This is a genomic window from Brevundimonas sp. 374, assembly GCF_900102995.1.
GTDB classification, from domain to species: Bacteria; Pseudomonadota; Alphaproteobacteria; order Caulobacterales; family Caulobacteraceae; genus Brevundimonas; species Brevundimonas vesicularis_C.
Genome location: NZ_FNKT01000001.1, coordinates 356,840 through 369,914, shown reverse-complemented (window position 1 = coordinate 369,914; position 13,075 = coordinate 356,840). Strand labels below are relative to the sequence as shown.

Genomic DNA, 13,075 nt, shown 5'->3' with positions numbered 1-13,075 from the left:
TTACACGAAGAAGTTCCGCGCCTTGATCAGCGCATCCACGAAGGCGTCGGCATCCTCCACGGTGTTATATAGGGCGAAGGAGGCGCGGGTGCTCGACGTCACCCCCATTCTTTTCGCCAGCGGCTCGGCGCAGTGCAGACCTGCGCGCACCGCGACCCCGTAACGGTCCATGATCTGGGCGACGTCATGGGCATGCGCACCCTCGACGGCGAAGGTCAGGATCGCGCCCTTGCCTTCCGCCTGCCCCAGAATCCGCAGCCAGTTCTGACCCTGAAGTCGGTCAACAGCGTGCTGATAAAGGGCATGCTCATGCGCCTGCACGGCCGCCCGGTCGTATTGCGCCAGCCATTCCAACGCCACGCCCAGGCCGATGGCCTCCAGGATCGGGGGCGTCCCTGCCTCGAAGCGGTGAGGCGGCCGAGCATAGGTCACGCGGTCCTGCTCGACCGTCTCGATCATCTCGCCCCCGCCCTGATAGGGCGGCAGCGCCTCCAGCGCCTCGGCCTTGCCGTACAGGGCGCCGATGCCGGTGGGCGCAAACAGCTTGTGCCCAGTCAGAACGTAGAAGTCGCAGCCGATGGCCTGCAAGTCCGGCGTCGCATGGACCGCCCCCTGGCAGCCGTCGATCAGCACCTGAGCCCCGGCCGCATGGGCCAGACGGCTGATCTCGGCGACCGGATTGATGGTCCCCAGCACGTTGGACATGTGGGTGACCGCGACCATCCGCGTCCTGGGCCCCAGCAGGTCGGAATAGGCCGCCATGTCCAGCGACCCGTCGTCCTTGACCGGAATCCACTTGATCACCGCCCCGCGGCGTTCCCGCAGCAGATGCCAGGGCACGATGTTGGAGTGATGCTCCATCTCCGAGACGATGATCTCGTCGCCCGGCAGGATCGACAGGCCCAGCCCGTTGGCCACCAGATTGATCGCCTCGGTCCCGCCCTTGGTCCAGACCACCTGTTCGGCGCTCTCGGCGTTCAGGAAGCGGGCGACGATCTCGCGCGCCTTTTCGAAGGCTTCGGTCGCCTCGTTCGACAGGGTATGCAGGCCCCGGTGGACGTTGGCGTAGCCGCCCTCCATCGTCTCCACCAGTGCGTCGATCACCGCACGCGGCTTCTGCGACGAGGCCGCGTTGTCCAGATAGACCAGCGGCTTGCCGTTCACCTGTCGCGACAGGATCGGGAACTGCGCCCGCACGGCATAGGGATCGAAAGTGTTCACAACCGCGCCGTCAGCCATTCCCGCGCCACCTCTCTCGCGCCCTCATGCTCGATCCGGTCGATGACCTCGATCAGGAACGCCTGGGTCAGCAGGGCGCGGGCTTCGTCGGCCGGAATGCCGCGCTGCTGCATGTAGAACAGGGCGCTCTCGTCCAGCGTCCCCACGGTGTTGCCATGCGCGCACTGCACGTCGTCGGCATAGATGATCAGTTCCGGCTTGGCGTCGATCTCGGCCCGCTCGCTGGCGATCAGGGCGTGGTGGCCCATGCGCGCATCGGTGCCGTCCGCCCCGCGCTCGACCACGATCTTGCCCTGGAAGACGCCGCGCGCCGTATCGCGAGCCACGCCCTTGATCAGTTGCGAGGTCGCGCCGTCGTGTTCCACATGACGCACCACGCTGGTCAGGTCCGCATGACGCGATCCGTTCAGCAGATACAGACCGTCGGCCTGAACCTGCGCGCCCTGGGCATAGTGAGTGATGCGCGTCTCGATCCGCTGCAGCTTGGCGCCGGTCGTGACGATGGTCTGGCGATAGATGCCGCCCGCCTCGACCTTCACATGGGCCTCGGCGATGGAGATGGCGTCTTCCGGCTCCTCGACCAGGACGACGCGCGTCACCTCGGCGCCGGCCGCCACGTCCAGTTCCAACGTATTGTGCGCGACATAGGCCGAGCCCGCGCCCTCGTGCGTCTCCAGAAGCAGCAGCTTGGCGCCGGCGCGCGCCGACACCCGCGCGCTGGCCGTGTGACCCGTGCCGACGGCGTCCGACACATAGCGCAATCGCAGGGTCCGCTCGCCCGAGGCTATGAAGTCGGTCACGCCCACGGCGCGCCCGTTGGCGAAGACGATCGCTTCCCCGCCCAGATCATAAAACGGTCCCGGCGGCCCGACCTCGGCCGTACCCGACGGCTCCGGCGCGGCGCGAAGATACCGCTTCAGGTCGCTGTATTTCCACGCCTCAATGCGCCTTGACGGATAGGTCTCGGCGTCGGTCAGGTCGAGGGCGAAGACCGCGCTCATGCAGCTTGCGGCAGATACTTATCGTACCCTTCCGCCTCCAGCTCCAGCGCCAGTTCCGGCCCGCCCGACGCCACGATCCGACCGCCGGCCAGCACATGCACCCGGTCCGGTTTGATGTAGTCGAGCAGGCGCTGATAGTGGGTGATGACCAACATGGCGCGGTCGGGCGAACGCAGCGCGTTCACGCCTTCCGACACGATGCGCAGGGCGTCGATGTCCAAACCCGAATCCGTCTCGTCCAGGATCAGCAGAGAAGGTTCCAGCAGGGCCATCTGCAGGATTTCCATCCGCTTCTTCTCGCCGCCGGAGAAGCCGACGTTCAGCGGCCGCTTCAGCATGTCGAAGTCCATCTTCAGCGCCTTGGACGCCTCGCGAACCAGCTTCAGGAAGGCGGGCGCCGCCACCTCATCTTCGCCCCGCGCGCGCTTTTGCGCATTCAGCGCCGTCCGCACGAAGGTCAGGGCCGGCACGCCGGGGATTTCGATCGGATACTGGAACGACAGGAAGACGCCCTTGGCCGCCCGTTCGGCCGGGTCCAGCGCCAGCATGTCCTCGCCCGCCCATTCGACAGATCCTTCCGTCGCCTCATAGCCCGGCCGTCCCGACAGGGCATAGCCCAGCGTCGACTTGCCGGCCCCGTTCGGCCCCATGATGGCGTGCACCTCACCGGCGGGAACGTCGAGCGTCAGCCCCTTGAGGATCGGCTTTTCGCCGACAGAGACGTGGAGGTTGTTGATGTTAAGCATTGTTTCTTCTTGATTATCCAACCGAGCCTTCAAGGCTGATCGCCACCAGCTTCTGCGCCTCGACGGCGAACTCCATCGGCAGTTTCTGCATCACGTCGCGCACGAAGCCGTTGACCAGCAGGGCCACCGCCTCCTCCTGCGACAGGCCCCGCTGCTGGGCGTAGAACAGTTGGTCGTCCGACAGGCGCGTCGTCGTCGCCTCGTGCTCCAGCTGGGCCGAGCCGTTGCGCGCCTCGATATAGGGGATGGTATGCGAGCCGCACTCCTTGCCGATCAGAAGGCTGTCGCACTGGGTGAAGTTGCGCACCCCCGTCGCCTTCGGATGCACCGAGACCAGACCGCGATAGGTCGAATCCGACCGTCCCGCCGACACCGCCTTGGCGATGATCCGCGACTTCGAATTCTTGCCCAGGTGGATCATCTTGGTGCCGGTGTCGGCCTGCTGATGCCCGTTGGTGATGGCGATGGAATAGAACTCGCCGGACGATTCCTCGCCCTTCAGGACGCAGGACGGATATTTCCAGGTCACGGCCGAGCCGGTCTCGACCTGCGTCCACGACACCTTGGACCGATCGCCCCGGCAGTCGGCGCGCTTGGTCACGAAGTTGTAGATGCCGCCCTTGCCCTCGGCGTCGCCCGGATACCAGTTCTGGACGGTCGAATATTTCACCTCGGCGTCGTCCAGGGCCACGATCTCGACCACGGCCGCATGCAGCTGGTTCTCGTCGCGCATGGGCGCGGTACAGCCCTCAAGGTAGGAGACGTAAGCCCCCTTGTCGGCGATGATAAGTGTCCGTTCGAACTGGCCAGTCTGGCTCGCATTGATGCGGAAATAGGTCGACAGCTCCATCGGACATTTCACGCCCGGCGGGATGTAGACGAACGACCCGTCCGAAAAGACCGCGCTGTTCAGCGCCGCGAAATAGTTGTCCGAGACCGGCACCACCGATCCCAGATATTGCCGCACCAGATCAGGATATTCGCGCAAGGCCTCGGAAATCGGCATGAAAATCACGCCGACTTTGGCCAGTTCCTCCTTGAAGGTCGTGACCACGGACACGCTGTCGAACACGGCGTCCACGGCGACCTTGGGCGCGCCCTGCACCCCGGCCAGCACTTCCTGCTCCTTTAGCGGGATGCCCAGCTTCTTGTAGATTTCAAGGATCTCGGGATCGACCTCGTCCAGCGACTTTGGCCCCTCCTTCGCCTTGGGGGCCGCATAGTAGAACAGGTCCTGATAATCGACGGGCTCGTAACGGACCGCCGCCCAGGTCGGCTCCTCCATCGCCAGCCAGCGCTCATAGGCGGCCAGACGCCATTCCAGCATCCACTCCGGCTCGCCCTTCTTCTCGGAAATGAAGCGCACGATCTCTGCGCTCAGTCCCTTGGGCGCATATTCCGTTTCGATGTCGGACGTGAAGCCGTGCTCGTACTTCTCCAGTGCGGCGACGGCGTCGATGGTTTCCTTGACGGCGGCCATCAGGCGACCTCTCTCACGCGCTCGGCGGCGCGCGTCTTGTGCTTGTTGTAGGCGGCGACCCAGGCGTGGGCGAACCTTGCCCAGTCGCCCTCGACCGTGCCCCAGCCGCCGGAGACGCGCACGCCCCCGGTCGCCAGCGCAGTCAGGCCCATGGCGCTTATGGTCTTGGACGGCTTCACCTTGCCCGACGAGCAGGCCGAGCCGGCCGACACCATGACGCCCGTCAGGTCCAGCGTGATCAGCTGTTGCGGACTGTCCCAGCCCTCGACGGCCATAAACAGGGTGTTGGGCAGACGCGCTGCGTCGCCGCCGATGATGGTCGCGCCCGCGGCCTTGACCTTCGCCTCGGCCGCATCGCGCCAGGCGACGTGCGAGGCCATCGTCTCCAGATCCCGCGCGGCGCAATCGGCCGCGACGCCGAACCCGGCGATGCCCGGGACGTTCTCGGTCCCGGCGCGCAGGCCCCGCTCCTGCCCCGCGCCGTGCAGGATCCGCACGCCCGACAGGCCTGCCTTGAAGATCAGGGCGCCCACGCCCTGCGCCCCGCCCAGCTTGTGCGCCGACAGGGTCAGGCTATCCGCGTCCAGCGCGCGCATATCGACCGCGACCTTGCCCGCAGACTGGATCGCATCGACGTGCAGCCAGCCGCCCGCCGCCCGCACCAGAGCCGCCGCCTCGGCGATCGGCTGAATGACGCCGCTTTCGTTGTTCGCATGATGGATGGCGACCACGGACCGGCCCGGACGGCGCAGCGCCTCCGCCAACCAGTCCAGATCGACCACCCCGTTCGCATCGACCGGCAGAACCTCTACGGCTACGCCAGCATTCGCCGCAGCCTCAGCCACGCACGGATGCTCGGTCGCCGACACGATCAATCGCTCGCAACCGGCTGCAAGGGCGCTTGCGATGCCCTGAGCATTCGCCTCGGTGCCGCCAGAGTTGAACACCACCGCCGTCGGATCGGCCCCGACCAGGTCCGCGACCTGCGCCCGCGCCGTCTCGACCCGCGCCCGCGCCCGCCGGCCCGCCGCATGGACCGCCGAGGGATTGCCGTTGTCGGCCAGGGCCCTGGCCATGATCTCCAGCACTTCCGGCCGCACCAGGCCCGAGGCGTTGTAGTCCAGATAGACGCCGCTCATGCCGCCACCCCCACGGCCGAGGCCTCGACATTGCGCCGGCGTTGGCCCGTGCGGTTCATCACCACATCCTCCAGCGACACGCCGGCCAGATAGCGATGGATTTCGTCGCCCAGGTCTTCCCAGAGATTGTGGGTGATGCAGCGTTCGCCGGCCAGCATGCAGCCCTTGGGCGAGCCATGCGCCACGCACCGCGTCGCCCGGATCGGCTCATCCACGGCCAGCACGATCTCGGCGACCACCGTCTCGTGCGCCGCCTTGGCCAGACGGTATCCGCCGCCCGGTCCGCGCACGCTCTTGACCAGTTCGCTCTTCCTCAGACGGGCGAACAACTGCTCCAGATAGCTCAGCGAAATTTCCTGGCGCGCGGCGATCTCGGCCAGCGAAACCGCCCGGATTTCACCGCTCTCGCCGCGTCCGTTCTTCGCCAGATCGGCCATCGCCATCACGGCGTATCTTCCCTTGGTCGACAGACGCATTTCGCACCTTCAAAAATTGCGCGCTTTTCGGGGCTCCTGTGCTAGAACCCGCGCCTTCGCAAAGGCGGCGCGCTTGCGGAGGGACTTAGAAAGTCCCACCTCTGCGGTCAAGTATTACGCACTCGCGAAATGACAGTTGAACGGATTCCAGAGCCCCTATGCCTGAAGTCATCCTGCCCGGCGCCTCCGGTCGCATCGAAGGCCGCTATTCCCCGGGCAAGCGCCCGAACGCCCCGATCGCGCTGATCCTGCACCCGCACCCCAAGGCGGGCGGGCATATGAACAACCCGGTCGCGGTCACGCTGCACCAGCTGTTCCAGCAGCGCGGCTTTGCGACCCTGCGCTACAACTCGCGCGGCGTCGGCAAGTCGCAGGGCGAATTCGATTCAGGCATCGGCGAACTGGCCGACGCCGCCACCGCCCTCGACTGGCTCCAGGCCAACAATCCCGGCGCCAGCCAGACCTGGGTCGCCGGCTATCAGTTCGGCGCCTACATCGGCATGCAGCTTCTGATGCGTCGCCCCGAGACGGACGGCTTCATCTCGGTCTCGCCGCCGTCGAACATGTACGACTTCAGCTTCCTGGCGCCCTGCCCGGCGTCCGGCCTGTTCCTGCACGGCACGGCCGACACCATCGTACCGCCGGTCGAGGTCGAGCGCGTGGTCAACAAACTGCGCACCCAAAAGGGCATCATCATCGACTACGAACTGGAAGAGGGCGCCAGCCACTTCTGGCAGGACCACATGAGCGCGGTCGAAACCCGCGTCGGCGCCTATCTGGACAAGCGTCTGGAAGAAAAGCCGGCCTGACATCCGGCTTGTTATTCTGCTCGGCGTCACGGCTGATTAAGGCGCGGGCGGCATGATCGGGCGAGACATCGCTGCGAGATCCGCCATGCGCCAGCCTCTTCTGATCGCCTTGATCGCCTGCCTGGCCTCGCCCACGGCGGTGGCGGCTCAGTCCGCGCCAGAGCGCGAATTCTGCGCCGATCGCCCCGGCAAGGGCACGCCGACCTGCATCCTCGACAAGGGCCGCTGGCAGGTCGAACTCGGCCTGTTCGACGGCGCGCGTCAGACGGACGGCACGACACGGACCGACACTTGGGACGCCGGCGACCTGCTCGTGCGCTATGGCCTGACCGGCCTGACCGAGCTTCAGCTCGGGCTCGCGACCTGGAACCGCGAACGGATCCTCGACCGCGCGACCGGCGACCGTGAGACGGCTAAGGGCGTCGGCGATCTCAGTATCGGCCTGCGCCACTCGCTGAATAACCCTGACGGTTCGGGCCTGTCCGTTGCGATTTCCGGCTTCATCACTGCGCCGACGGGTGCGCGCGATATTCGCGCCGACGGTTTTGAGGGCGGCGTCATCTTGCCGGTCTCCATCCCGCTGAACGACGACTGGACCCTGAGCCTGTCGCCCGAGATCGACTGGGTCTCGGATGCGGACGGCGACGGCCGCCACGGCGCCTATACGATGGTCGCCGGCGTCGGACGCGGCTTCGGCCAATGGGACTTGGGCGCCGAGGTCTGGATCAGCCGCGACGATGATCCCGTCGCCCCGACCACGCCATCCACCTTCGACCTGACCGCCGTCTGGTCGCCCCCGGCCCTGCCCGACGCCCAGCTGGATTTCGGCCTCAACTTCGGCCTGAACGACGACAGCCCGGATGTGGAGTTCGGCGTCGGTCTCGCACGGCGCTTCTAAAGCGCCGTTGCCGACAAGGCTTGTCGCTGCGACAAATGGGCATGGCCGATGCGACCGACATCCCGGGCGGCGTGGTTCACGACTTGCCGGACGACCTGCGCGCGTCGCTGGTCGCCGCGCCCGAAGCCCTGGCGACCTGGCGCGACATCACGCCCTTGGCCCGCAACGAATGGATCTGCTGGATCGAGTCCGCCAAGAAAGCGGAAACCCGGCGCAACCGGCTGGATTGGGGCCGGGCGAGCTTGACCGACGGCAAGCGCCGCCCCTGCTGCTGGCCCGGCTGCCCTCACCGTTAGGCGATCACACCGGTTCGGCCACAACCTCTTTCGCCGGCTCGGTACGGATCATGTAGTCGAAGGCCGAAAGACCCGCCTTAGAGCCTTCGCCCATGGCGATGACGATCTGCTTGTAGGGCACGGTCGTCGCGTCGCCCGCCGCAAAGATGCCCGGCTGCGAGGTCTCGCCGCGGTGATCCACCTCGATCTCGCCGCGCGGGGTCAGGCCCACCGCGCCGTGCAGCCATTCGGTGTTCGGGACCAGACCGATCTGCACGAAGATGCCTTCCAGATCGACGTCGTGATGGGCGTCGGAGTTGCGGTCCTTGTAGGACAGGCCCGTCACCTTCTCGCCGTCGCCATGCACCTGGGTCGTCAGGGCCGAGGTCACGATCCGCACGTTCGGCAGGGTCGCCAGCTTGCGCTGCAGCACCGCATCGGCCCGCAGTTCGCTGTCATATTCGATCAGGGTCACATGGGCGACGATGCCCGCCAGGTCGATCGCCGCCTCGACGCCGGAGTTGCCGCCGCCGATCACCGCCACCCGCTTGCCCTTGAACAGCGGTCCGTCGCAGTGCGGGCAATAGGCAACGCCCTTGTTCTTGTACTGGTCTTCGCCCGGGACGTTCATCTGGCGCCAGCGCGCGCCGGTCGACAGGATGATGGTCCGCGATTTCAGCGATGCGCCGTTCTCCAGCACCACCTCGTGCAGGCCGCCCGCCACCTTGGCCGGGATCAGCTTGGCCGCCTTCTGCAGGTTCATCAGGTCCACTTCATACTCGCGGACGTGTTGCTCCAGATGGGCCACCAGCTTGGGCCCTTCAGTGTAAGGGACCGAGACGAAGTTCTCGATCGCCATGGTGTCCAGCACCTGGCCGCCGAAGCGTTCGGCGACGACGCCCGTGCGGATGCCCTTGCGCGCCGTATAGATGGCGGCCGCCGCCCCGGCCGGACCGCCGCCGACCGCCAGAACCTCGAACGGGTCCTTGGACTTCAGCCGCTCGGCGGCCCGCGCCTCGGCGCCGGAATCCAGCTTGGCGACGATCTGCTCCAGCTCCATCCGGCCCTGACCGAACAGCTCGCCGTTCAGGAAGACCGTCGGCACGGCCATGATCTTGCGTTCCTCGACCTCGTCCTTGAACAGGCCGCCCTCGATGGCGACGTGTTTGATGCGCGGATTGATCACACTCATCAGGTTCAGCGCCTGCACCACGTCCGGGCAGTTCTGGCACGACAGCGAGAAATAGGTCTCGAACACATAGTCGCCGTCCAGGTCCCGGACCTGCTGGATCACCTCCTGCGCCGCCTTGGAGGGATGGCCGCCGACGTGCAGCAGGGCCAGCACCAGCGAGGTGAACTCGTGGCCCAGCGGAATGCCCGCGAACCGCACGCCGATGTCGGTGCCCTTCCTGCGGATCAGGAAGCTGGGCTGGCGTTCGTCGTCATAGTCGCGGCCCATCTCGACCTTGCCGTGCGAGACCGAGACGATCTCCTCCAGCAGGGTCTTCAGCTCAATCGACTTGGGCCCCGCGCCCAGCGAGGCGACAAGTTCGACGGGATGGACGATGTTCTTGAGGTAGGCTTCGAGCTGGGATTTCAGATTGGCGTCTAGCATCGGATGCTCCTCGGAATTCAATAGGTTGAGCGCCGCCCTCAAGCCGCTTCAGGCGAGGACAGGACGCAAAAAGGCCGCGGGGCTGGAAACGCTACGCACCCCGCGGCCTCTGCGAACGCCCGAACGGATCGGGCGTCCAGGCCGGCGACATCGAAACGCCGCCGGCCGAACCTGGGGTCTTAGATCTTGCCGACGAGGTCGAGCGACGGGGCCAGGGTGGCTTCGCCTTCTTCCCACTTGGCCGGGCAGACTTCACCCGGGTGCGAGCGCACATACTGGGCGGCCTTGACCTTGCGCAGCAGTTCGGCGGCGTTGCGGCCGATGCCTTCCGAGGTCGTCTCGGTGAACTGGATCACGCCGTCCGGATCGACCAGGAAGGTCGCGCGGTCGGCCAGGCCCACGCCCGGACGCATGGCGTCGAAGTTGTTGGTCACCAGGCCCGACGGATCGCCCAGCATCGTGTATTCGATCTTGCCGATCGCCGGCGACGAATCGTGCCAGGCCTTGTGCGAGAAGTGGGTGTCGGTCGACACCGAATAGATCTCGACGCCCAGCTTCTGGAACTCGGCGTAGTGGTCGGCCAGGTCTTCCAGCTCGGTCGGGCAGACGAAGGTGAAGTCGGCCGGATAGAAGAAGAAGATCGCCCACTTGCCCGCGACATCGGCGTCCGTGACCGTCAGGAATTTGCCGCCCTTATAGGCTTCGGCCGTAAAGGGTTTGATGGTCGTGTTGATGAGGGCCATGCGCAAAATCCAATGCAAGGTGGTTGGGAGGCGCCCTCCCTACCGCACCGCACCAAATAAGCCCAATCACTTATTTGCAGATGCGCAATAGATTTTGGTTATGGCGATTCAATACAGCAGGAACGGCCGCCGCGCCTCTTCCCACGCGGCCTCGTCCGGTTGCGTCGCGGCGTCCAGATCGCCCGGCGTCGCGCCGGCGTCGTCCACCCATTCCCGCAGGCCCGGTCCGCCGTTGATCACGTCGATGGGCAGTTTGCCGAACGCATACTCGTACGGAAAATCCCGCCAAAGGTCATAGTCGGGATACAGCCGACGGATCGCCTTGAAGCCCAGGGCCTGAACCCGCCACGGCTTGAAGGCCGCATGGTCGTAGCCGGGGTGATCGACGTGGATCTGCACCCCGCTGCACAGCTTTCCGACGTGCTTGTGGAAGGTCGGCTCGAACCACATGTCGCGCAGAACGCAGCCGCCCAGCCATTCCGGCGCCAGCGCCTGCATTTCCGCGATCACCGCCCGCGCGTCGATATCCGGCGCCCCGAACAGCTCCAGCGGCCGTGTCGTCCCCCGCCCTTCCGACAGGGTCGCGCCTTCCAGCATCACCGTGCCCGCATAGGCGCGCGCCATCGACAGGTTCGGCGCATTGGGGCTGGGATTGATCCATGACCGGTCCAGAAGCGGCCAGCCGAAGCCGGGCGCCGCCTCGGGCGCCCAGCCCTGCATCCCCACCACCCGGTAATCCATATCCAGCTTGAACTGGTCGATGAACCACAGGCCCAGTTCGCCCATCGTCATCCCGTGCCGCATCGGCATCGGCCCGGCCCCGACGAAGCTTTCCCAGCCGGGCTTCAACGTCATCCCCTCGACCGGCCGTCCCGCCGGATTGGGCCGGTCCAGCACCCAGACCGACTTGCCGTGCTTCGCCGCCGCCTCCAGCACGTACAGAAGCGTCGTCACATAGGTGTAGATGCGGCAGCCCAGGTCCTGCAGATCGACCAGCAGCACGTCGAACTCGGCCATCCATTCGTCGCGCGGCCGCCGCACCTCGCCGTACAGGCTGAACACCGGGAAGCCGTGCACCGGATCGCGATAATCCGGGCTCTCCATCATATTGTCCTGCAGATCGCCCTTCATTCCGTGCTGCGGGCCAAAGGCGGCGGTCAACCGGATCTCGGGACAGGCGGCCAGGGCGTCGACCGCATGGGTCAGGTCTTTGGTCACCGACGCCGGATGCGCCAGCAAGGCCACGCGTCGCCCCTTCAGCTGCGCCCTCAGGGCGTCGTCGGACAAAAGGCGGTCAAGGCCGAAGTTCATGTCAGGTCCAGCGCGAACGAGTCGGGATGATGGAAGTCCGGCTTATCCGAAGGATGCGCCAGCGCCCAATAGCCGATCGCCCCGTCCATGCCCCGGATCACCGCCGCCAAGCCCGTCGCCCCGACCGCATCCTCCGGCAAGGTCACGTCCGCCGTCAGCACGAACTGTCCAGGCGCCGACCGCGTCACGATGAACGGCGCGGGCATCTCCAGATCCCGCATTCCCTCGCGATAGCCGTCGAACCGATAGGCCGCCCATGCCCCCGAAGGCGACAGATTGTATTCGACATAGCCGCCTGTCGTCCGCACAAACGCCTCGAAACAGGTCGCCCGCCACAGCCCATCCGTCCGCACCCGCGCCGCCGTCTCCGGCCGCCACACCCCCTCCACCGGTCCGGCCAGCACATACTCCAGGCTCAACACCCGCCCGGCTCGCCGCGCTTCGACCTCCAGCGTCAGCCCGGCCGGGCTGGATATCGGGTGCGGGATCAGGGGCAGGCGCATGGCGCCTTCGTATCGCAAGCCGGCCAAGTCGTCGATTGCATCAACCTAGGCGGCGCATCTACAATCTGAAGATGAAGTTCCTCGTCCTCTTTGCGCTGACATTGGCCTACACCTTTGCGCTGTTGCTCGTGAGCGAGGCCACGCCCCCGCCTTTGCCGCACATGCTGACGGTGGCGCTTTGCGGCGCCATCGGGGCGTCTCTGGCGAACGCCACCTGGTGGCTGCTCGAGCGAAACCTCCTTCGCAAACCCACGCATTAGATCAACAGCCGGCCTCCGACTTTCTCCCCAACGCCTCATCAACCCTTGCGGGCGTCGGACCTCCGTGGAAACATCGCAATATGCCCAAACCCTCCGCCTACGGTCCGCAGATGACCTTCCCTGAGAAGCGCAAATTTTTTAACGATCGCCTCCACGTCTTTTTGGGCCTGCTCACGCCTTGCCTGGTCGTCAGCGGCACATCGTCCGAGCCGTCTTCCGTCTTCCTGACATGGACCGTAGTCGTCGCCCTCTTTGCGCTGGTCCTCAATCGGGTAATTCCCTGAAGGCGGACAGCTCGGCGATGAGTCGTCAGCCAGCGCACCTGCGGGCAATATCGACTGCATTTACAGCGGCATGAGACGCAGCAGCGTCGTCGTACCTATCGCGGCCTGAAACGGCGCTAAAATGGGCGCGCCATGCCCAAAGCCGCTCTACCTGGAACTGCGCCACCTTGCATTTTGCACGCGGTTTCGCGTTGCCGTGCAATTTCGCGCCGATTGAGATTAGACGAATTAGACACTTTAGACGGTGTTTTTCATCCGCGCCGTCTGAACAGCCGACGCCGCCTCGACTAGGGGAA

15 protein-coding genes are annotated in these 13,075 nt (G+C 65.9%); 5 read left to right on the top strand and 10 right to left on the bottom strand.

Translation table 11 applies throughout. The annotated features are described in order from the left end of the window. Genes BLR19_RS01755 through BLR19_RS01730 form a run of 6 tightly spaced genes read right to left on the bottom strand, consistent with a single transcriptional unit; the run spans position 1 to position 6,081 of the window. The gene (locus BLR19_RS01755; protein ID WP_091746493.1) at positions 1-1,239 is read right to left on the bottom strand and encodes an aminotransferase class V-fold PLP-dependent enzyme; all 1,239 of its coding nucleotides are present in this window, start codon (positions 1,237-1,239) and stop codon (positions 1-3) included. Continuing rightward, positions 1,218-2,240: a Fe-S cluster assembly protein SufD gene (gene sufD, locus BLR19_RS01750; protein ID WP_091746490.1), complete on the bottom strand. Its 1,023-nt coding sequence runs from the start codon at positions 2,238-2,240 to the stop codon at positions 1,218-1,220. Before sufD ends, BLR19_RS01755 begins: the two co-directional genes overlap by 22 nt. Further along, a complete protein-coding gene (sufC, locus tag BLR19_RS01745) occupies positions 2,237-2,986 on the bottom strand; it encodes a Fe-S cluster assembly ATPase SufC (protein WP_091746487.1) in 750 nt (249 codons plus the stop codon). Before sufC ends, sufD begins: the two co-directional genes overlap by 4 nt. A gap of 13 nt (positions 2,987-2,999) precedes the next feature. Continuing rightward, positions 3,000-4,466, bottom strand: coding sequence for a Fe-S cluster assembly protein SufB (gene sufB, locus BLR19_RS01740; RefSeq protein WP_066551369.1), 1,467 nt, complete (start codon positions 4,464-4,466; stop codon positions 3,000-3,002). Continuing rightward, positions 4,466-5,605 carry a cysteine desulfurase family protein gene (locus BLR19_RS01735; RefSeq protein ID WP_091746484.1) on the bottom strand — a complete coding sequence of 380 codons (1,140 nt, stop codon included), beginning with the start codon at positions 5,603-5,605 and terminating at the stop codon, positions 4,466-4,468. The genes sufB and BLR19_RS01735 overlap by 1 nt, the downstream gene beginning before the upstream one ends. Beyond that, complete coding sequence (locus BLR19_RS01730; protein WP_017504015.1) at positions 5,602-6,081, bottom strand: Rrf2 family transcriptional regulator; 480 nt, start codon at positions 6,079-6,081, stop codon at positions 5,602-5,604. The genes BLR19_RS01735 and BLR19_RS01730 overlap by 4 nt, the downstream gene beginning before the upstream one ends. Before the next feature lie 158 nt (positions 6,082-6,239). On the opposite strand from BLR19_RS01730, the gene BLR19_RS01725 reads away from it, so the two are divergent. The 3 genes from BLR19_RS01725 to BLR19_RS01715 all read left to right on the top strand — a co-directional run bounded on the left by BLR19_RS01725 (position 6,240) and on the right by BLR19_RS01715 (position 8,084). Beyond that, positions 6,240-6,890: an alpha/beta hydrolase gene (locus tag BLR19_RS01725; RefSeq protein ID WP_017504016.1), complete on the top strand. Its 651-nt coding sequence runs from the start codon at positions 6,240-6,242 to the stop codon at positions 6,888-6,890. An 85-nt stretch (positions 6,891-6,975) separates the two neighbouring features. Continuing rightward, positions 6,976-7,788 carry a transporter gene (locus BLR19_RS01720; RefSeq protein WP_176758252.1) on the top strand — a complete coding sequence of 271 codons (813 nt, stop codon included), beginning with the start codon at positions 6,976-6,978 and terminating at the stop codon, positions 7,786-7,788. 41 nt (positions 7,789-7,829) lie between these two features. Next, positions 7,830-8,084, top strand: coding sequence for a YdeI/OmpD-associated family protein (locus BLR19_RS01715; RefSeq protein ID WP_218119298.1), 255 nt, complete (start codon positions 7,830-7,832; stop codon positions 8,082-8,084). Between the two features lie 4 nt (positions 8,085-8,088). Here the strand turns inward: BLR19_RS01715 and ahpF are convergent, their stop codons facing one another. The 4 genes from ahpF to BLR19_RS01695 all read right to left on the bottom strand — a co-directional run bounded on the left by ahpF (position 8,089) and on the right by BLR19_RS01695 (position 12,235). Next, positions 8,089-9,678 carry an alkyl hydroperoxide reductase subunit F gene (ahpF, locus tag BLR19_RS01710; protein ID WP_091746475.1) on the bottom strand — a complete coding sequence of 530 codons (1,590 nt, stop codon included), beginning with the start codon at positions 9,676-9,678 and terminating at the stop codon, positions 8,089-8,091. Between the two features lie 179 nt (positions 9,679-9,857). Further along, positions 9,858-10,421 carry an alkyl hydroperoxide reductase subunit C gene (ahpC, locus tag BLR19_RS01705; protein WP_017504020.1) on the bottom strand — a complete coding sequence of 188 codons (564 nt, stop codon included), beginning with the start codon at positions 10,419-10,421 and terminating at the stop codon, positions 9,858-9,860. Between the two features lie 108 nt (positions 10,422-10,529). After that, positions 10,530-11,732, bottom strand: coding sequence for an exo-beta-N-acetylmuramidase NamZ family protein (locus BLR19_RS01700; RefSeq protein ID WP_091746473.1), 1,203 nt, complete (start codon positions 11,730-11,732; stop codon positions 10,530-10,532). Next, positions 11,729-12,235, bottom strand: coding sequence for a DOMON-like domain-containing protein (locus tag BLR19_RS01695; RefSeq protein ID WP_091749036.1), 507 nt, complete (start codon positions 12,233-12,235; stop codon positions 11,729-11,731). Before BLR19_RS01695 ends, BLR19_RS01700 begins: the two co-directional genes overlap by 4 nt. 71 nt (positions 12,236-12,306) lie before the next feature. On the opposite strand from BLR19_RS01695, the gene BLR19_RS01690 reads away from it, so the two are divergent. Beyond that, entirely contained in the window at positions 12,307-12,495 is a 189-nt protein-coding gene (locus tag BLR19_RS01690) for a hypothetical protein (RefSeq protein ID WP_091746470.1), read from the top strand. An 80-nt stretch (positions 12,496-12,575) separates the two neighbouring features. Then, positions 12,576-12,779, top strand: coding sequence for a hypothetical protein (locus tag BLR19_RS01685; RefSeq protein ID WP_091746468.1), 204 nt, complete (start codon positions 12,576-12,578; stop codon positions 12,777-12,779). The last annotated feature ends 296 nt before the right edge of the window (positions 12,780-13,075 follow it).